Annotated in this window: 12 protein-coding genes; 8 read left to right on the top strand and 4 right to left on the bottom strand. The window is 56.7% G+C overall.

From position 1 onward, the window contains the following. Positions 1–127 precede the first annotated feature (127 nt). From H4317_RS08030 to H4317_RS08015, 4 genes are all read left to right on the top strand, one after another. On the top strand, positions 128–2,659 hold the full coding sequence (locus H4317_RS08030; protein WP_185889606.1) for a TonB-dependent receptor: 2,532 nt from the start codon (positions 128–130) through the stop codon (positions 2,657–2,659). Positions 2,660–2,825: 166 nt separating this feature from the next. Beyond that, positions 2,826–4,193, top strand: a complete 1,368-nt coding sequence (locus H4317_RS08025; RefSeq protein ID WP_185889605.1) for a PepSY-associated TM helix domain-containing protein — start codon at positions 2,826–2,828, stop codon at positions 4,191–4,193. Between the two features lie 84 nt (positions 4,194–4,277). Then, positions 4,278–5,345, top strand: a complete 1,068-nt coding sequence (locus H4317_RS08020) for a bile acid:sodium symporter family protein (RefSeq protein WP_185889604.1) — start codon at positions 4,278–4,280, stop codon at positions 5,343–5,345. Between the two features lie 233 nt (positions 5,346–5,578). Beyond that, on the top strand, positions 5,579–6,031 hold the full coding sequence (locus H4317_RS08015) for an ankyrin repeat domain-containing protein (protein WP_185889603.1): 453 nt from the start codon (positions 5,579–5,581) through the stop codon (positions 6,029–6,031). A 25-nt stretch (positions 6,032–6,056) separates the two neighbouring features. Here the strand turns inward: H4317_RS08015 and H4317_RS08010 are convergent, their stop codons facing one another. Beyond that, positions 6,057–8,696: an MGH1-like glycoside hydrolase domain-containing protein gene (locus H4317_RS08010; protein ID WP_185889602.1), complete on the bottom strand. Its 2,640-nt coding sequence runs from the start codon at positions 8,694–8,696 to the stop codon at positions 6,057–6,059. A gap of 242 nt (positions 8,697–8,938) precedes the next feature. Continuing rightward, the gene (locus H4317_RS08005) at positions 8,939–11,416 is read right to left on the bottom strand and encodes a M1 family aminopeptidase (protein WP_185889601.1); all 2,478 of its coding nucleotides are present in this window, start codon (positions 11,414–11,416) and stop codon (positions 8,939–8,941) included. Between the two features lie 420 nt (positions 11,417–11,836). Between H4317_RS08005 and H4317_RS08000 the strand changes: the two genes are divergently transcribed. Both H4317_RS08000 and H4317_RS07995 read left to right on the top strand, forming a co-directional pair. After that, positions 11,837–12,505: an efflux RND transporter periplasmic adaptor subunit gene (locus H4317_RS08000; protein WP_185889600.1), complete on the top strand. Its 669-nt coding sequence runs from the start codon at positions 11,837–11,839 to the stop codon at positions 12,503–12,505. 148 nt (positions 12,506–12,653) lie between these two features. Continuing rightward, positions 12,654–15,221, top strand: coding sequence for a BamA/TamA family outer membrane protein (locus H4317_RS07995; protein ID WP_185889599.1), 2,568 nt, complete (start codon positions 12,654–12,656; stop codon positions 15,219–15,221). Between the two features lie 79 nt (positions 15,222–15,300). Here the strand turns inward: H4317_RS07995 and ygiD are convergent, their stop codons facing one another. Together ygiD and H4317_RS07985 are read right to left on the bottom strand one after the other, a co-directional pair. Beyond that, the gene (gene ygiD, locus H4317_RS07990) at positions 15,301–16,134 is read right to left on the bottom strand and encodes a 4,5-DOPA-extradiol-dioxygenase (RefSeq protein WP_185889598.1); all 834 of its coding nucleotides are present in this window, start codon (positions 16,132–16,134) and stop codon (positions 15,301–15,303) included. Positions 16,135–16,400: 266 nt separating this feature from the next. Then, positions 16,401–16,700: a putative quinol monooxygenase gene (locus H4317_RS07985; protein ID WP_185889597.1), complete on the bottom strand. Its 300-nt coding sequence runs from the start codon at positions 16,698–16,700 to the stop codon at positions 16,401–16,403. A gap of 145 nt (positions 16,701–16,845) precedes the next feature. On the opposite strand from H4317_RS07985, the gene H4317_RS07980 reads away from it, so the two are divergent. After that, positions 16,846–18,018, top strand: coding sequence for an MFS transporter (locus H4317_RS07980; protein WP_185889596.1), 1,173 nt, complete (start codon positions 16,846–16,848; stop codon positions 18,016–18,018). 111 nt (positions 18,019–18,129) lie between these two features. Further along, positions 18,130–20,082 (top strand): hypothetical protein, encoded by a 1,953-nt coding sequence (locus H4317_RS07975; protein WP_185889595.1) that lies wholly within the window; start codon positions 18,130–18,132, stop codon positions 20,080–20,082. The last annotated feature ends 78 nt before the right edge of the window (positions 20,083–20,160 follow it).

Genomic DNA, 20,160 nt, shown 5'->3' with positions numbered 1-20,160 from the left:
GACCTGTAGATCAGCAGCTAAAAAGCTTATGTAGAATTTTTCTATTGAACTATTTTGAATCTATCTAAATAGACCCGTGCTTTGCAGTATATTAAATGATTCTAAACAAGCCTTGGTGCTTCGACTCATGTCCCGACCCTTTCCGTTTCTGTTGCTGTTGTCTCTGCCACTTGCTGGTTTTTCTCATGCTTCATTGGCAGCAAAGGCTGAGGAGTTGCGGTTGAATGTGCCAGCAAACGGAGCGGACGATGCGGCCCGCCGCGGCTGGATCACCGGACGAGTAGCGGATGCCAATGGACAGGCAGTAGAAGGCGTAACCGTGGCCCTGAAGGGTACTTCGTATGGTGCCAGCACCCAAGCAAATGGCAGCTTCCGTCTGGCAGCCCAGGCAGGCTCATATCAATTGGTTGTGAGCAGCATTGGGTATGCCACGCAGGAAATAGCTGTGACTGTAACGGGCGGCGAAACCGTTTCTGTCCCGGCTTTCGTGCTGGCGGCCAGCAGCCAGGCGCTTACCGAAGTAACCGTAACGGGCCAGAAGTCGCTGAACCAGCGAGCCGTAACGGTTGGCAAACTGCCCGTAGCCTCGCTTGATCTGCCGCAGAGCGCTGTAACCGTGGAGCGCGAAGTACTGGAGCAGCAGCAAGTACTGCGCCTCTCTGATGCCCTCGTGAACGTGAGCGGCCTATACGTGACCAGCACCACCGGCGGCACGCAGGAGGAATTGGGCAGCCGGGGCTTTGCGTACGGCTCGAACAACACCTTTAAGAACGGGGTGCGCTTCAACAACGGTATCATGCCAGAAGCCAGCTCGCTGGAGCGTATGGAAGTGCTGAAAGGCAGCGCGGCCATCCTGTATGGCAACGTAGCAGCAGGCGGCGTATTGAACCTCGTGACCAAGAAACCGCAGTTTGAGCGTGGCGGCTCGGTGGGTCTGCGAGTGGGCAGCTTTGGGTTCTGGAAACCTACCGTGGACGTGTACGGCGCCATCGGCGACAGCAAGAAAGCAGCCTTCCGCCTGAATGGCACTTACGAGCAGGGCAACAGCTACCGCGACGAAGTAAAATCGGACCGGGTGTATGTGAACCCCTCGGTGCTGCTGGAGCTGAGCCCCAACACCACGCTGGTACTGGAAGGCGACTATCTGCGCGACAACCGCACCCCAGACTACGGCATTGGCGCCATCAACTATGAGATTCCGGAGTCGCGTACCCGCTTTCTGAACGTGGCCGGTGCGAACAATGCCACCACTCAAACCAGCAGCACCGCCACCCTCACCACTCGCCTCAACAACGCCTGGAGCCTGCGCGGAGTTGCCGGTTTCCAGCGCTACGACAACAACCTGCGCAGCGCCGGGCGCCCGACTAGCATCGTCAGCACGCCTGGTGCTACTTATGGCAACTGGACCCGCGGCCTGCAACGCTCCCAAACCTCCGAGAACTACTACCTAGCCCAACTGGACCTGACCGGTACGTTCAACACGGGCTTCCTGGGCCACACCTTGCTGGTTGGTGCTGATGCCGACCAGTATGAGACAACGACAACGGCCTATACCAATCCGGAGTCGGCGACCCGGCCTAACACGGCCGTTTCAGCCTACGATGTCATCAACATTCTGGACCCCAGCAAAGAACTCGCGCAGCCAGCTGAGCGCCTGACTAGCTTCGACCAGCTGGTGCGCAACTCCCTGACGAAAGGCAACACCCGCCGGGCCGGTTTCTACGTGCAGGACCTGCTCAGCGTGAGTGAGAAGGTGAAAGTGCTGGCTGGTGTGCGCTGGAGCTACCAGGAAACGCCCAGCGACGTGTTCAACTACAACACGGTAGCAAACCGCAACAGCAAAATTGCCGACACCTATGTGGAAAACCGCCGCTACGACAACGCGTTTTCGCCACGTCTGGGCTTGGTGTATCAGCCGATTAAGACGTCTTCGGTGTTTGCTTCCTACTCGAACTCGTTTACGCCGAATACCGGTATTGACACCGATGGCAACACGCTCCGCCCATCTATTATTGAGCAGTATGAGGTAGGCATCAAGAACGACCTGTTCAAAGGCGCGCTGTCGGCCAACGTAACGGCCTACAAGATTGTGAACAGCGACCAGTCGCAGACCATCCAGCCGGGTGCGCCTAACTTCAATGAAAGCCGCCCAACGGCGCAGGAACTGGCCGGTGAAGTGACCAGCAAAGGCGTGGAAGTAGACATCCAGAGCAAGCCAATGCTCGGCTGGAGCCTGATTACGGGCTACAGCTATAACCACACGTCCTACACCAAGAGCAACACCTACGAGAACGGCAGCCGCCTGCGCTACAACCCGGCTCACACGGCCAACCTAAGCCTGTTCTACAACTTCAACAGTGCCTTTGGCGAAAGCACCTTCCTGCGCGGCCTGAACGCTGGTATCACTACCTACTATGTTGGCGACAAGCTGGCCGGCCGCAACACCCGCCTGACAGTTCCCAACGATGCGTACCGCCTCATCAGCATTCCAAACTACGTGCTGTTCGACGCTTCACTGGGCTACACCTACGACCGGGTTGCGGTGCGCGTGAAGCTGGCCAACATTCTGGATGAGCTGAGCTATAACCTGCACGACGACAACAGCGTGAATCCTATTGCGCCGCGCAACTTCTCGGCTACCGTGAGCTACAAGTTGTAAGTATCAGCCCTGCGCTGGAAGAGTGAGTGATTGAGTGGAAAAAGACCCGGTCGGAACCAGCTGCAACTGGACCCGCCCGGGTTTTCCTCTACTCCACCGCATCACCTGGTTTTGCCTGTTATTTTTGAGAGCCGACAGCTGCATTGGCTGTGTTATACCACCACACATGAAAATCTTCTTCCGCAACATTCACCTCTACCTCAGCCTGGTTTCGGGGCTCATCATTGCCGTGGTGTGCTTCACGGGCGGCGTGTTGGTCTTTGAAAAGGAGCTTGAGCAGGCCTGGCACCCGGAGCGCTACCAGGTAGCGCCCGCCTCTACTCCGCGCCTGCCACTAGCCCAGCTGACCGAAGCTGTCCGCGCCTACAAGCCACAAGCCACCATTACCGGCCTGAAAGTATATGCCGATCCGGCCCGCACCGTGGAATTCAGTCTGGCTGGTGCACCCGGCGGCCCTGGCGGCGAGCAGAAAGGCGAAGACCGAAAAGAGGGACGGCCGGAAGGAGCGGACCGCGCTTCCGAAGGCCGCGGAGGTGAGCGGGGCGGCGAAAACAGCAAGGCTGAAAAAGGCGAAGGCCGAGGAGGCAAAGAAGCCGGCAAGGGTGGCAAAGGGGGTGGCGGAGAAGGCGGCCGTGGCCCCACGGTATTTGTGAACCCCTACACCGCCGCCGTTACGGGCGAGCTTAACTACCGCGAAACGTTCTTCTTTACGATGATGGCCCTGCACCGCGGCATGGTGGGCGGCCCAGTTGGCAAACTGGTGGTGGGTGTTAGCACGGTGATGTTCCTGTTCATCATCGGAACAGGTATTGTGCTGTGGTGGCCGGCTTCGCGCAAGGTGGTGAAGCAGCGGCTGCAGGTGAAATGGAGCGGCGGCTGGAAGCGCCTCAACCACGACCTGCACATTGTGTTGGGCTTCTACTCGGCTTTGCTGCTGTTTGTGTTTGCCTTTACGGGCCTGGCGTGGTCGTTTGAGTGGTTCAACAAAGGCATCTACGCCGTCACCAACTCCCCGATGGAGCGCCCTGAGCCACCGGTTTCGGCACTGCCCGCCGGCACCGCAGCAGTACTCCCCGCAACCCCTGAGGCTACTCCTTCCACCGATGACGCGGTGGTAGCTGCTCCATCAGCTCCGGCCCTATCGGCAGATGCGGTGCTGGTCCAGGCCCGGAAAATAGCTCCAGCGGCCGTATACTATGCGTTGCAGCTTCCTAAAGACGCCACCGGCAGCATTCGGGTAGCTACACTGCGGCCCAATGCAGTGTATGAGAATGCCACCGATGAGGTATACCTCGACCAGTATTCGGGCAGCGTACTCAAGTCGCAGACCTACGAGCAGCGCAACCTGGGCCAGCGCGTGCGCGGTATGTTTAAGCCGGTGCACACGGGCTCCATTTTCGGCTGGCCTTCCAAAATCGTGAGCCTCATCGTCTGCCTGCTGGGCGTCACATTCCCCATCACGGGCACCATTATGTGGCTTAACCGCCTGAAAAAGGCCAAAAAGAAGCAGCGCAAACTGGCTACAGCGGCGTAGTTGGCTCAACTTCTTTTTGCAGCTATTCGTACTGCATTCAAGCGTCAGGCTACTTTAGCCTGACGCTTTCCTTTTGTGCTGCCTATGACTCCGCCTGCTGCCCAGCCTCTTGCCCCAACCCCGCTACCCTCCCCCGAAAACCGCCTGCTGGCCCTGCTCCGTCGCGCTGGCCTCCTCGACTGGTTTCTGCTGGGGCTGCTGGGTGCGGTAGGGCTGGCCTATTTGGTGCCGGAGGCAGGCAGTAAAGCCAGCCCTATTCCCTGGAAGGTGATTACGACGGCCGGCGTGGCCCTCATCTTCTTTTTCTATGGTTTGCGGCTCAGCCTTGAGAAGCTGCAGGCGGGCCTGCGCAACTGGAAGCTGCACGTTATGGTCCAGTTCATTACGTTCGTCGCGTTTCCGGTGCTGGCATTATTAGCTAGGCCGCTATTCGAAGGAGGGAAGGGTGAGCAGCTGTGGCAGAGCATTTTCTTTCTGTGTACGCTACCCAGTACCGTTTCTACCTCGGTAGTAATGGTGAGCATTGCGCGTGGCAATCTGCCGGCAGCCATCTTCAATGCCAACATCAGCAGTTTGCTCGGCATTGTGCTCACGCCGCTCTGGACTAGTCTGTTTCTAAATACCTCGGCCGATGGCGGCCATCTATGGGGCTTGGCCGTTAGTTTGGTATGGCAGGTGATTCTGCCGGTGGTGGCGGGCGTGCTGCTCAGCCGCCGTTTCGGCCGCATTGCCGAGCAGTACAAAGGTGCCCTCCGCATCTCCGACCAGATAGTGATTCTGCTCATCGTTTTCACGGCGTTCTGCGAGTCATTTGCCGAAGGCATTTTCCGCAGCTTCGCGGCGCAAGACATCCTGTTGCTGGGCCTGGGTATGGTGGCGCTTTACTTTGCAATTTTTGGGGCAGTATGGGGACTGAGCCGGGTGCTGGGCTTCTCGCGCGAGGACCGGATTACGGCGCTGTTCTGTGGCTCCAAGAAGTCGTTGGTGCACGGGAGCGTCATGGCGAGCTTGCTGTTTCCAGGCATGGCCGCCACCGGGCTGCTGCTGCTACCACTTATGCTGTATCATGCCCTCCAGATTATTCTGGCCAGCATGATGGCCCAGCGCATGGGCCAGGAAGCGGAGGTGCTACCAGCCACGCCAGTGGCCTGATGCGCCCCGCCTATTACAGGCTGACATTCATTTCCGGCAAACATCATTATATTGTGCACCATAGCCGACATAAGCCAGCCAGTGTTCTATCATTTTGCCAATGTCGGCACCACCATTCCAGCCAGGCATTCTTTCAGTAAAATCTTCCTGATGGCTGCCAAGAGAAGTACACAGTAGGGGCATTTCGATGTATGTTTGGGACTACCTTCGACCCACTCATTCGATTTCCTGGGATGAAAACACTTCTTCTCGTTTTTGCCTTATTTCTAGGTTTCTTCACTACCTCTCACGCCCAAACGCCTACGCAAAAAGTGTACGCAGCCGTTGTGAAGAACCAGCCGGATGTGCTGGAAAGCCTGCTGGCTGGTGGAGCCGACGCCAATGCGCCTGTAGAAATGATGCCCGGCTTCCCAACCACTTTTCTCATTCTGGCCGCCGGCAACGGACAGCTAGAGTTGGTCAAGATTCTGGTGAAGCATCGGGCCCAGGTTGATAAGCCCGATTCTTTCAACGCAACAGCCCTCATGGCGGCTTCGCTACAGGGCAGCTTGGAAGTGGTGGAATTCCTGCTGGCCAACGGCGCAGATCCGAAGGCCAAAGACACCGACGGAAAAGACGTGCTGTCCAGTGCCAAAGAAGGCGGCAACAAAGCCGTCGTCAAGCTCATTCAGGACAAAGCCCGGTAGCAGGCAGCCGCAAGAAAGCCCACCACTACCCCCGCAGCTGCAGCAACCGCACCAGCAGGCCAGTCCAGCCGGTTTGGTGGCTGGCTCCAAGGCCGGTACCGGTGTCGCCGTGGAAGTACTCGTGGAAGAGCAGATTGTCCTGGAAGTTCGGGTCCGTCTGCAGCAGCTCGTTTGCGCCGAAAGCCGGCCGGCGACCATCAGCATCTTTAAGCACCAAACTGGTGAGGCGGCCCGCCAGAGCTGCTGCCACTTGCTGCAAATTGAGCAATACCCCAGAGCCAGTAGGATACTCAATCTTGAAGTTGTCGCCGTAGTAGAAGTGGTAGCGCTGCAACGACTCGATAATGAGGTAATTAATAGGTAGCCAGATGGGGCCGCGCCAGTTGCTGTTGCCTCCAAACATGCTGCTTTCGGCCTCGCCTGGCACATACTGCACCGTGAAGTCCGCCTCCTCGGTATGGAAGATGTACGGGTGCTCCAGGTGGTAGCGCGACATGGCCCGAATCCCGTAATCCGACAAAAATTCTGTTTCGTCGAGCATGCGGTGCAGCAGCTTTTTGAGGCGTGGGCGGCGCAACAGCCCCAGCAGGTGGCGCGCCCCTTTGCCAGGCTCTTCCCAACGGCTCACCAGCTGGGCCAGATACGGCCGGTTTTGCAGCAGCCAGGTCGCTCGGGCCGTAAATTCGGGGAGGGAGTCCAGGATATCTTGCTCTACCACCTCCACTGCAAACAGCGGAATCAGGCCTACAATAGACCTTACTTTGAGCTTGGTTCGCACCCCGTCGGGGGTGTGCAGCACATCATAATAAAAACCATCCTCTTCGTCCCAGAGGTTGAAGGCCCCGTCGCCGCCGCGGGTCATGGCATCGGCGATGTAGAGGAAATGCTCAAAGAACTTGCCGGCCATTTCCTGGTACACCCGGTTATGCTTGGCCAGCTCCAGGGCCATACGCATCATGTTTAGGGCAAACATGGCCATCCAGCTCGTGCCGTCGCTCTGCTCGATGAAGCCGCCGGTAGGCAGCGGCGCACTCCGGTCGAACACTCCGATGTTGTCGAGCCCCAGAAAACCGCCCTCGAAGATATTCCGCTCACTTTTATCCTTGCGGTTGACCCACCACGCAAAGTTCAGGGCCAGCTTATGGAACATGGCTTCCAAAAACGTAAGGTCGCCGCGGCCCTCGTGCAGCTTCTTGTCCATCTGGTACACGCGCCACGTAGCCCAGGCATGTACCGGCGGGTTTACGTCGCTCAGGTTCCACTCGTAGGCAGGCAGCTGGCCGTTCGGGTGCATGTACCAGTCTTTGGTGAACAGGCGCAACTGCTGTTTGGCAAACTCCGAGTCGACCATGGCCAGCGGTATGCAGTGGAAAGCCAGGTCCCAGGCGGCATACCACGGATACTCCCACTTGTCCGGCATCGAGATGATGTCGGCGTTGTAGAGGTGGCGCCAGGTGCTATTGCGCCCTTGGCGGCGGCTGGCCGGGGCCTTGCTCATGGCAGGGTCTCCATCGAGCCACTTCGCCACGTCGTAGTAGTAGAATTGCTTGCTCCACAGCATGCCCGCAAACGCCTGGCGCTGCACATTGCGTACATCGGGGCTGGCGGGCAGGGTTTGCTGGAGGCAGTCGTAGAACTCATCGGCCTCCTGCTGGCGGGCAAAAAACAGCTCGTCGAAACCAGCAAAAGGAGCATCCTGCCACATCTGGCTCAGGCGCAGCCGCACGGTACGCGCCTGCCCGGCCGGCAGGCTCATCTGGTAGCGCGCCGCTACTTTGGTGCCGGTCTGTTCCTGGTTGATGGCGTCCTCCTGGCCCTCAACGATGAAGTTGTTTATGCCATCCTTGAAGTAGAGCCCTTTGGCCGGCAGCCCGTAGAGTCGGGCGCCGTTGGTCTCGTTTTCGCAGAAAAGCAGCTGGGGCGCTTCATCTCCGTCCTCTTCACAATACAGGTGGTAGTGGCCCAGCTCCGGATGCTCGGCATGCACCGCCGCGGGCTGCGACTGGCGCAGTATGGGACGGGGAGTGTGCTGGTCCCAGCTCCAAGTGTTGCGAAACCAGAGCTGAGGCAGCAGCTGCACGCGGGCCTTTTGCGCGCCCCGGTTGTGTACCGTCAGCTTAATCAGAATATCGTCGGGGCCGGCTTTGGCGTACTCCACGTACACATCGAAGTAGCGGCTCTTGTTGAAAATGCCGGTATCCAGCAATTCATATTCAGCATCCTGACGAGTACGGCGGGCATTTTCGCGCACGAGCTTCTGATACGGAAACTTCGCCTGCGGATACTTGTAGAGCATGCGCATGTAGGAGTGCGTGGGCGTACTGTCGAGGTAGTAGTACTGCTCCTTCACGTCTTCGCCGTGGTTGCCTTGGCCGTTAGTGAGGCCGAACAGGCGCTCCTTCAGCATTTCGTCTTGCCCGTTCCAGAGGGCCACGGCAAAGCACAGCTGTTGCTTATCGTCGCTGATACCGCCGATGCCTTCCTCGCCCCAGCGGTAGGCCTTGCTGCGGGCCATATCGTGGGTGATATAGTCCCAGGCGTTGCCGTCGGGGCTGTAGTCTTCGCGCACCGTGCCCCACTGCCGCTCGGTGAGGTACGGCCCGAATTTCTTCCAGTGAGCTGATTGCGCGTTGCTTTCCTGTAAGCGTACTTGTTCCTGCGTCATAAGTTGGTAGCTCGTGGCCCCTCAATATACGGTTTGCCGCGTCTGCGGTATTCCGCCGGGAGACGGCACCTGGTGTGCCGCCGATGACCAGCCTATTCCTCGTGCAGGCCGGTCTTGCCACATGAAGTTCTGCCCTACTCTGTTTTGGGAGGCAGGGTTGCTACGGAGCAGGTAGCCAGTGCTGGCGAAACCGTTTGCCACTTGCCACGGCTTCCTTGCAACGCGCTGTCACTCACAGCTCTCTATTTGGCGGCCTCAATTTCCGCTACGGCCTGCGCTACTAGCGTGGCAACCTGGGCCGAGTTGGCGCGAGTGGCCTGACGCTGTTGCAACTCCTGCAGCAGCCCAATCAGCGGTTTTGCTACCCCAAACGCCTTGTATTGCACGGCCATGGTCTTCACGCGCGTGACACCCTGGGTCAGGGCAGTTACGTCGTCCAATCGGCCCATAAGGTCGGCCATACCGGCGAGCATATTGAAGCGGCCATTGGGGTCAGCAGCATCAAACTTGGCAAGCACCAAAGGCCAGTGCGACAGGTCGCCGACCTGACCATACACCGTAACCAGGGCTACCGTGAGGGCGCCTTTGTTATCCGCTTCAAACGCCGTGGCACGGGCCAAAGCCAGCTTCGGATTCAGCGGCAACAATGCCTGCAGCGCCGCACCCTGCACCTGATACGACTGGCTTTCCAGGGCTTTGCCGAACAGCTTGGTATACCGCTTGTTTTTGAGCTTGCCCAGCGCCGTAAGGGCCGCCGCCCGCACTACCACCGACGAATCGGAGGCGGCGAGGCGGGCCAGCACGGGCGTTGCGGCTTTGCGTAGCGTATCGTTTTTGAGGTTGAGCAGCTCTACCGCCATACTGCGTAGCGCCGGCGACTTGTCCGCCAGGCCTGCCACCAAAGTTTTCTGGGCCAGCGGGTCGATGAGCTGGGCTTGGGCGGCGGCAAGAGCTTCGCGCCGGTCGAGATACTGGGGGGCATGCCGATATTGGTAGGCGTATTCGGCCATCGGCTTGTTGTCTTTCTTCTGCCACACCAGCACCTTTTGGGCGTCTACATTCACCAGCTCGGGCCGGGCAGCGGCCGGGAAGTAAAGCGTATCGACGGCATGGCGCACCGTGGCTTGGTAGCGCTGGGCGCGGCCGTTGCGGTAGATATCTACCGCAAGCGGCAGCACGAATGGCTCGCCCGGCTGAGTTTGCTTCACCATCACAGCCTGCCTCTTGTTGGCTGCATCCCACTGGTAGTCAATCGTGACGACGGGGTGGCCGGCGCGGTAGTACCATTGATTGAAAAACCAGTTCAGATCCTGGCCGGAAGCGTTTTCCAGGGCCAGCCGCAGTTGATGCGGCTCGCCCGTCCCGAAAGCCTGCTGCGTGAGGTATTCTTTCAGACCCTGGAAAAAAACCTCCTCGCCAAGGTAGCTGCGCAGCATGTTCAGGATGCTGCCGCCTTTCTGGTAGCTCACCCCATCAAACAGTTCCTCTTTGTCGGTGTACTGGTAGCGCGCCAGCGGTTTGAGGTGGTTGGATGGGTCGCGGAGGTAGTTGCGGAGGCTACGGTCGGCCTGCGCGGCGCCGGCATCGGGGCCATATTCGTGCTCGGCCCACAGCACCTCGCTGAAATTGGCAAACGACTCGTTCACGGTCAGGTTGCTCCAGCTTTCGGCCGTCACGTAGTCCCCGAACCAATGGTGGAACAACTCATGGGCAATTTCGCGCTCCACCCCGGCATACTCCCAATCCAGCAGCTCGCGGGCAGTGCCCTGGGCCTGCTCCCCAAACAAGGAAGCCGTGGTGTTTTCCATGGCCCCGGCCGGGTATTCCCGCACGACCACCTGCGCGTATTTATTCCACGGATACGCCACGCCAAGGCGTTGCGAGAAAAACTCCAGCATGCGCGGCGTCTTCCCGAAAACGGCGCGAGCCTGATTCGTGTAGTGGGGCTCCATGTAGTAGCTGACCTCCTTGCCGCGCCACGTATCCTTCGTAATCCGGAAGTCGCCGATGGCCAGCATAAATAGGTACGGCGCGTGGGGCTGGTCCATCTTCCAGGTGTCGCGCCGCAGGCTGGGGCCGGCCGGTGTCTGGCTCACAAGGGCTCCGTTGCTGAGCGTCACGTATTTGCTGGGCACCGTCAGGCTGATTTCCGAGGTGGTTTTCTGATTGGGACTATCAATGGTCGGGAACCAAGCCGAGTTGGCCTGGGTCTCGCCCTGCGTCCAGATCTGCACGGGTTTGCCGGGCACGGCACTATCAGGGTTGATAAAGTGTAATCCTTTGCCATCGGAAATAATTTTGCTGCCCAGCACCTGTAGTTCCTCCGGCTTGGCGGTGTATTCAATGTAGACCGTGTAGGCCTCCCCCGCTGGCACCTGACGGCCCAACCGCACCAATAGCTGCTGTTGGTTGTAGCTGAATTTCAGGGGCTTCGTCTGCTGGCCTACCACTAAGCCTACCGATGTAATGTCCATGCCCTGGGCATCCAGCCGCAACGAGTCGGTGGCGTAGGCTACTGGCTTAATTGTCAGCCATTCCTGGCCGTAGGCATACCGCTTGGCATAGTCGAAGCGCAGATCCAGCTTGGTATGCACCAGAGCGTTGACTTTCCGGGTAGTGGCGCGGTAGGCTGTGGCACCTGGCTGTGAGGGAGTTGGCTGTTGAGCCGCAGCCGTAGCAGCAAAAAATAAGCTCAGTGGTACAAAGAAGAAGTTTCGCATCAGGCACAAGGTATCGAGAGATACCCGCGAAGATGCCCTAGCAGCACAATCAGTTGCCTCAGCCGCAGCTACTGCCAACCGCCTGCTTCAGCCCCACGCCACCATACGCCTTTGGCCATCTGACGACAAGCGCCACAGTGCTCCTCCCATTTCGGGCCGCAACTCAAGTACTTCGGTTTCCTGAAGGCACGCACTGCTACTGGCTTGAGCTTTTTAAGGTCAATGGATCATTGAGCGGCATACAAGTAGAAAATATTTGATAAAAACTGTATTATATATATCTTCCTTTGTCTGAGCTAGTTGAAGGCACAACACTCCGGTTGGCCTTCCATATACGTGGCCCGTAGTGCGCGGGCAGCAACAACGGAGTTGGCTATTGCCAACTGTATCACATGCGGCCTCATCCCATATGTGAAGTCTATGGGCGTACAGAGTTACTACATAGTCATTGCCGCTGCCCTGCTGAGCAGTATACTCCACTCCTCTGCCGAGTGGGCGCGGCCAACCTCCCTGCCTCAGGCGCGGCAGCCTGCCAACGGTCCTTCCGGGGCCAGCACAGTATCGGTTCAGGGAGTGGTAGAAGCCCAACAGACGATACCGCTGACTGTGGCGGCGCACGGGTGGGTGCGCCAGATTTTCTTCGTGGAAGGTGAGTACGTCCGGAAGCGGCAGGTGCTGCTTCGGCTATACCACAACGACCTGTACTCTAGCAACTTCAACCGCCAGTATCTACTGGCTCCGCAGGCCGGGTTTGTGGTGAGAAAAAACGTGGAGGTGGGCCGCCATGTCTCGGCAGGGGCCAGTGTTGCTTACCTGCAGGATGTTGCCCAGGTGAAGATATGCTTGCTGTTGCCGCCGCAGTTGGCCCAGCATTTAAGAGTATGCGACCCGGTTCCGGTAAGCATTGCGGAACTACCGGCGCGGTCATTTACCGGTGTAGTCGAGAGCATCGTGACGCCTTCCGCATCCGGCTCTAGGCATCGTGTCACGGTGCTGGTGCGCAATAGCGGCTCGCCTCTGATCAGGCCCCGGATGCACGCTACTGTCCGGTTGCCGGCCCAGCCGGCACCAGCTATGGCCCGGCGCTAACTCCGGATATATGCCAGCGGCTTGTGACCATAGAAAACACGCTTCACTTAGCTCCTTTGCAATGCGCCGACTTCTACTCTCCGCCTTACTCTGGACACTAGGTTGCCTGCCGGCTCCTGCACAGGCTCAACGAGCAGCCTCAGCACCTATGGCTACCTCAGGCGGCACAGCGGCTGCCAAGCCCGTATCATCGTCAACTCTGGGCCAAGCCAGCCACCTTACCAGCGCCAGCCAACGATACGCAGCCGGCCCAGTCAAGACCTGGCTGCTGGGTAAAAACTACCGGCAGGAGTGGCAGCAACCCGTTCGGGTGCCCATCCTGAACCTGGGAACGACGCAGGGCGGCCTCCGGCCATTGCGGCAGGGCGGCGGCAAACAAACCAAATCCCTGCGGCTCCGGGCCACCAATGGGCGCGAGTACGTGCTACGATCCATCGAGAAAAACACCGAACAAGTTCTCAGCGCTGAACTTCGCAATACCCTGGCGGCCAAAGTAGTGCAGGACCAGGTATCAGCGGCCCATCCCTACGCCGCGCTTACCATTCCGCTGCTGGCCGAAGCAGCCGGCGTGGGGCATACCAATCCGGAGCTGGTGTACGTGCCCGATGATGAGCTGCTGGGCGAATTCCGGGCGGAGTTTGCGAATACGCTAGCCATTCTGGAGGAGCGCGACCCGCAGACTCCGGCTTCCTTTACCGGTCAGGCGCTGGAAAAAAACTATGCCACCGACAAGGCACTAGAGCTGCTGCGCACCGACTCCAAAAACCGGGTCGACCAGCGGGAGCTGGTACGCGCCCGCCTGTTTGATGTGCTGGTAGCTGACTTCGACCGCCACGAGGACCAGTGGCGCTGGCTGGCATATGCGCAGCCCGGGGGCGGGCTGCTGCTGCGCGCCGTGCCCCGCGACCGGGACCAGGCGTACTTCGTCAATCAAGGGCTGCTGCCCAACCTGGCTAGCCGCAACTGGGCCGTACCAGCCGTACAGGGCTTCGACGGGACGCTGCGCAATGTCAATACGTTCATGTTCAGTGCCCGCTACTTCGACCGGTCCTTCCTGACCGAAGCCACGCGGGCCAACTGGGCCGAGGTGGCCCACGACCTACAAGCCCGCCTGACTGATGGTGTGCTGGAAGCCGCTATCCGGCAGCTGCCTGATTCGGTCTACCAGCTGTCGGGCCCTACCATCGTAGCCAAGTTGAAGTCTAACCGCAATGCGCTGCCGGCCTATGCAGCGCAATACTACCGCTTCCTGGCCCGGCAAGTAGATATTACAGGCAGCGAGCAGAGCGAATATTTCCTGGTGGAAAGGCTGAATAACGCGCAAACCCGGGTCCGGATGTACCAGCTGGCAGCCGCCAGCGAACCGGCGGCCGTGCCACTCTACGACCGCACTTTCTTGACCGAGGAAACCCGGGAAATTCGCCTGTATGGCTACGGCGGCAACGACCGAATGGAAGTGAACGGCACCGTCAATAAAGGCATCACCATCCGGATGATAGGCGGAGAAGGCCACGATGTGCTCATGGACCATTCGCATGTAGCCGGGCCTCTCCGCCATACGGTCGTCTATGACGCGCCAACCGGTGCCGAGCTGCAGCTGGGTCCGGAAAGCCGCAACCGCACTTCCCCTGATTCACTCGTCAACCAGTATAACCGCCAGGCATTTCGCTACCCGTACGCAGGTCCTATTCTGCCGGTGGCTTTCAACCCCGATGACGGCATATTTCTGGGCGTGGGCGTAGAATTTCGCCAGCCCGGTTTTCGCAAAGCGCCCTGGGCTGCTACCCATCGGCTGCAGGCCAACGTCGCGCTGGGTACTGCGGCCTACAGTTTTCGCTATGCCGGCGAGCTACACAATCTGGCTAGAAACCTTGACCTACTGCTCCGCGCCGACCTGCAGGCACCCAACTACGTGCGCAATTTTTTCGGCTACGGAAACGAAAGCACCTACGACAAGCCGCTGGGCATTGACTATTACCGGGTGCGGTACAACAATGTCGTGCTACAGGCCCTAGCCCGACGGCGCTTCGGGCAGCATCAGTTCTTTGCCGGCCCCACCTACCAGCGGGTGCGCGTGAAGAATGCGCCGGGGAGCTTTATCGAGCAGGTGCAGGACGAGCCAGGCTTCGCGGCACCCGTGTTCGAGCCCCGGCACTATGGCGGCGTGAAAGCCGGTTACACATTTGATAGCCGCAACAACGACTGGCGCCCAACGCAGGGAACAGTGGTGCGCGCAGAATTCACGGAGCTGCGCGGCCTCAACCGTGACGCCAACCCTCTCTCGCAGCTCACTGCCGAAGCCGCCGGCTACTGGACCCCGCCGCCCCTACCAGGCCTGACCATGGCCGGCCGCGTTGGCAGCACCCTGAATTTCAGCGACTACGCATTTTTCCAGGCCGCAACTCTCGGCGGCCTTTCCAACCTACGCGGCTACCGGCGGACACGCTTTGCCGGTGAAAACAGCCTGTACAATAACCTGGAGGGCCGGCTCTACCTCGGCACCCTGAACACGCTGCTCATATCCACCAAGGTGGGGCTGCTTGCCTTCCACGATGTAGGAAGGGTATGGACGGATGCTGAAAGCTCGGCTACCTGGCACACCGGCTACGGCGGTGGCCTATGGCTGGAGCCTTTCCGGCGCGTGGTGCTGGTGGGCACCTACAACGTTTCGCGCGAAGACCGGCTGCCGGTAGTACGGCTTGGCTTCCTGTTTTAAGCAACTCGCTGGCTGTTGCAGCTACTCGTTGTGCAACAGCTTATTAGCAGTCAGGAGTAGCCGAAAGCAGCTGCCCCACCTATCCCACCACAAACGTGCGCATGCTCAGGCCGCCGTATTCCACGGCTTCGTAGGCGTGGCGGATGTCGTCGTCGGGTTCGGCCAGTGCCAGGCTGTAGAGCAGCGGGATGTAGTGGTCGGGGGTGGGCACGGCGAGGGGGCCGCTGGCGCCGGCCTGCTGGTAGTGGGCCAAAGCCAGCAGGTCGCGCTGGTCGATTTTGCGTTTGGCCCACTCGTCGAACTCCGCGGCCCAGGCGTAGGGCGTGGGGTCGTCGGCCATCAGCTTGGGCATGCTCTGGCGCAGGTTGTGCACGATGTTGCCGCTGCCCAGAATCAGGACGCCGCGCCGCCGCAGAAACTGCATTTGCCGGGCCAGCTCGGCATGGTAGGTCATCGGCTGGTGGTAGTCGATGCTGAGCTGGAACACCGGAATATCGGCCTCCGGGAACATGTGGTGCAGCACCGTCCAGGTGCCGTGGTCGAGGCCCCACTCGTCGGTGGGGTGGGCGTCGGGCAGCGCGGCCAGCACTTCCTGGGCCACGTCGGGCGCGCCGGGCGCGGGGTACTGCATAGCAAACAGCTCCTGGGGGAAGCCGCCGAAGTCGTGGATGGTTTCGGGCCGCTCGTTCACGGCCACGAAGGTGCCGCGCGTGAGCCAGTGCGCCGACACCACCAGCACCGCCCGCGGCGGCTGCCGGTTCCGGATATCGAGGCCCAGCTGATACAGCGTGCGAGTGAAGACGTTATCGGCCAGCGCGTTCATCGGCGAGCCGTGGCCCACAAACAGCACGGGCATTTTGGTGGTGGTCTGGAAGCTGCGGGCGGTGTTGTGGAGGTCTTGCAGGGAGTTCATGGCAGGAGCAATGGATAGTCGAAAAGAAAGCAGATAAGTCCAAAGCCTGCTCTATTGCTGATTCTCTTCCCCTCTAAGGAAGGTAACCAGCTCCAGTCTCCAACTTTGGTTAGGATTAAGTAGCTTTTGCACACCCAAAGATGCCCGGCCCAAGACAGCGAAGCCTTGATGCAGGGTAAGAAATCAGGCTCCAACCGGCCATTACGTACAAGGCCGCCCCGGAACTACTATGTCCGGGGCGGCCCTGAATATTGGAGTAAGCTGGGCTATACACCTTTGGAAGCCAGAATATCCACCATTTCGATGGTGGGCTCGGCAGCCAGCAGGTCGGGGGCATGGGCGAACAGGGCTTCGGCTACCTTGCCACCCAAGTGAGCCTTGCGACCGGCCTCGTCGGGGAAGGTGTCGAAAATACCGAATGTGGATGGGCCCAGCTGAATGCCGTACCAGGTGGTGGTTTCAGGCTCCTGCTCTACCAGGGCCAGCCCGCCGCGCAGGAAATCGGCCACGGCCTGCTCTTTACCGGGCTTCGCTTCAAGACGTACTAACAATCCTACTTTTGCCATGACTAAAGGGGTTGAGTGTATAATGCTCTAACAACCGCCTGTCTCCCCCAATTGTTTGCGGCCAGGGGGCGGATCCGGGCCAGCTACCTGCGAATTTGGGTACTTTCGCACCTCTCCCGCCCACCTCTCTCCTACCCATTCCCTCATGCCCCGTACTCTTCCCACCATTGTGGGGGCGCAGTTCTGCTGCACCTCGCTGTGGTTTGCCGGCAATGCCGTAGCCCCCGAACTGGCGGCGCGGTTCCGGCTGCCGGCCGGCTTTGTGGCCTCGCTCACCAGCGCCGTGCAGTTGGGCTTCATCAGCGGCACGCTGCTGTTTGCGCTGCTGGCCCTGGCCGACCGGTTTTCGCCCTCGCGGGTGTTTTTTGTGAGTGCGCTGGCGGCGGCCACGGCCAACCTGGGCGTGCACCTGAGTGGCCTCGGGGCCGAGGGGCTGCTGGCCTGCCGCTTCCTGACGGGCTTTTTCCTGGCCGGCATCTACCCGGTGGGCATGAAAATAGCCGCCGACTACTACCAGGAAGGCCTGGGCCGCTCGCTGGGCTGGCTGGTGGGGGCGCTGGTGCTGGGCACGGCGTTTCCGCACCTGCTGCGCAGCCTCACGGCGACCCTGCCGTGGTACTACGTGACGGGGGCCACCTCCGGGCTGGCGGTGCTGGGCGGGGTGGCGCTGCTGCTGCTGGTGCCCGATGGCCCTTTCCGCCGCCCCGGGCAGCGGCCCCGGCTCATGGCGTTTCTGGCGGGGTTCCGGCAGCCGGAGTTTCGGGCGGCGGCGCTGGGCTACTTCGGGCACATGTGGGAGCTGTACGCATTCTGGGCGTTTGTGCCGGTGGTGCTGGCGGCCTTTCAGCAGCGGCACCCGGCGGCGGCGCTGCCGGTGCCGCTGCTCTCGTTCGGCATTATTGGCGGGGGCAGCGTGGCCTGCGTGGGCGCGGGGCTGCTGGCCCGCCGACTGGGCCCGAGCCGGGTAGCGGCCACGACGCTGGCGCTGTCGGGGACGTGCTGTCTGGCTTCGGGACTGGTGCTGGGCGGAGGCTCGGCGGTGGGACTGGTAGCGTTTCTGGCGTTCTGGGGACTGGTGGTGGTGGCCGACTCGCCCATGTTTTCCACCCTGGTGGCCCGGCACGCCCCCGCCGAATCGCGCGGCGCGGCCCTGACCATCGTCAACTGTCTGGGGTTTGCCCTCACCATCGGGAGCGTGCAGCTCGCTGGCTGGCTGGCCCCGCGCCTGCCGCCTCCGCTGCTGCTGCTGCCCCTGGCCATCGGCCCGGCGCTGGGGCTGTGGGCGTTGTGGCGGGGAAGGCGGGTGATGTGTATATAGTTCACTTAATCTTTATACATGAACCTAAACTTATACCAGAAAAACAATGCATATATTTAATCCTCACCATCATTCCTAACAACTAATATATTTTACAAAAACACAAAAAACATGAAAGAAACAGAATTAAGCAGAGTAGTATTTTACTCAAAAGAAGATATGTCCTCTGGCAGCCACCTTAGGAATGGGGAAACAATACTAAAACAACCTATAAATTATGATGAAAATAATATAAATAATATATTAGAATTATACAATATACACAAATATATTCATGGCGGAATGTATCTAACCTCATGGACACACGAAGCTATACATCTTTACAAAACAAAATCCCAGGAATATAGGAAAATTACCCACAAATTTATGTCTAACATTGACGATTCAAATATTGACATATTGTATAATGCATTAGAACGTGATTATATTAACACATTTTGGGAACTTTTCAACAATCAAGACTTACACAATAAAATATCCAGCAATTCTTTCGTAAATATATTAAGCAATAATGATTATATAATTTATAAAATTTTAATACACAAGAAAATCGTAGATAAATATGATATTAGAATACGAGATTTCTTAATTAGCTTTCCTAAATCAGCCGAAATATTACTATCAACATACACATCCCAAGATCAATTCAACAATAAAAGATTATATATTCCAAAAACATTATCAACAGAAGACAAACAACAAATAATATCTGCATATTTAGACTCTGATGATGCAAACCTTAATTATGTAAGACTGATTCAAAATACAAGAAACCAAACTGATTTTAAACTTTCAGATAAGATTAGACTTAAAGCAAAGCGCTTACATGAAAGCCTTATAAACAAATATTTTAGCAATAACAAAGGAATCAGGTACGGCGTATCCGTTACCTTTTCAAAAAATTTAGATTATATAAAGAACTATTTTATAGATGAAACAATGATTATCAATTATATTTACAATACTGATTTTATCAATCAACAAAAAGATGAATATTCTTTATATTTAAACTTCAAATTACTATTCGAATTCTTAGACGATCAAAATAGAATTAGTCTTGTAAGCAAAACAAGCCAATTAGGAACATTAGAAAAAGTAATTGGATTACGCTCGTCTAATGAATACAGAACAGGAACTACATTTTCCTTAAATAACATGGCATCTATAGCTCAATTAGCCGGTTATAATGAGATTATTATAGAATCAAATAACTCATTGGAAAATATCATTCATCACGTATTTACAAAATCATTTCAAGATCTTTATAAATTCTCAAATAACGCAACATTTGCTATACCTTCCAAAGATAGTTCATTTTTTGAAAAAATAAGAATATTAGCACCAGAATTTGAATCAATACTCAAGCAGTATAAATTATTTGCAGAAGAAGGAGTAATTGATTTTGAGCTACTTCAAATATCCTCAAACCCTTTCGAAATAAAGGATATTCCAAGTATAAATAACGAAAAATATATATACATAAATACAGATAATGAAACAGAAATTAATTGCATTAATATACTATTTTCAAACCAAACCCTTCTCAGTTATATAGACCCATTTAAAGATAAAAATTATGATAATTTTTATGAAATTCTTACTAAGGAAGAAATAAAATACACATATTATGAAGAATATCAGACACAATACTTAGATTATCTTGTTGAGAACAATTATATTTTAATTAATCATGAAAACATAATTACCCCAACAAATCCAATCAAACTAATCATACTACAAGATTTATATCAAAACGAATTCGCATCAAAACATCACTTTTCAGAAGAATTCAAAAAGGAAGTAGAAGAAATGATAAATGAAAAAATTTTATATTCAGACAACTCACTATTATCAAAACCAGAGCAAGCATATTTCAATTATTTTTTAAATAAAAAAGAATTCACAAATGGCCTTGACTTACGAAACAGCTACCTACATGGAACACAGGCCAGACATGACGAAGTAGAAAAACACAGAAACTCTTACCTGACATATTTAAAACTTCTATTTTTACTATTATTAAAAATAGAAGATGACCTGTACATTTCAAACATGAACAAATAGTAATTCTTCGACTATTCAAGAACACTTATAACACAAAACCGCCCCGCAACCTCACGGTTACGGGGCGGTTTGCGTTAC

Origin of the sequence: Hymenobacter sediminicola (assembly GCF_014250515.1) — a bacterium.
GTDB classification, from domain to species: domain Bacteria; phylum Bacteroidota; class Bacteroidia; order Cytophagales; family Hymenobacteraceae; genus Hymenobacter; species Hymenobacter sediminicola.
This window is presented reverse-complemented; position numbering and strand designations above follow the sequence as displayed.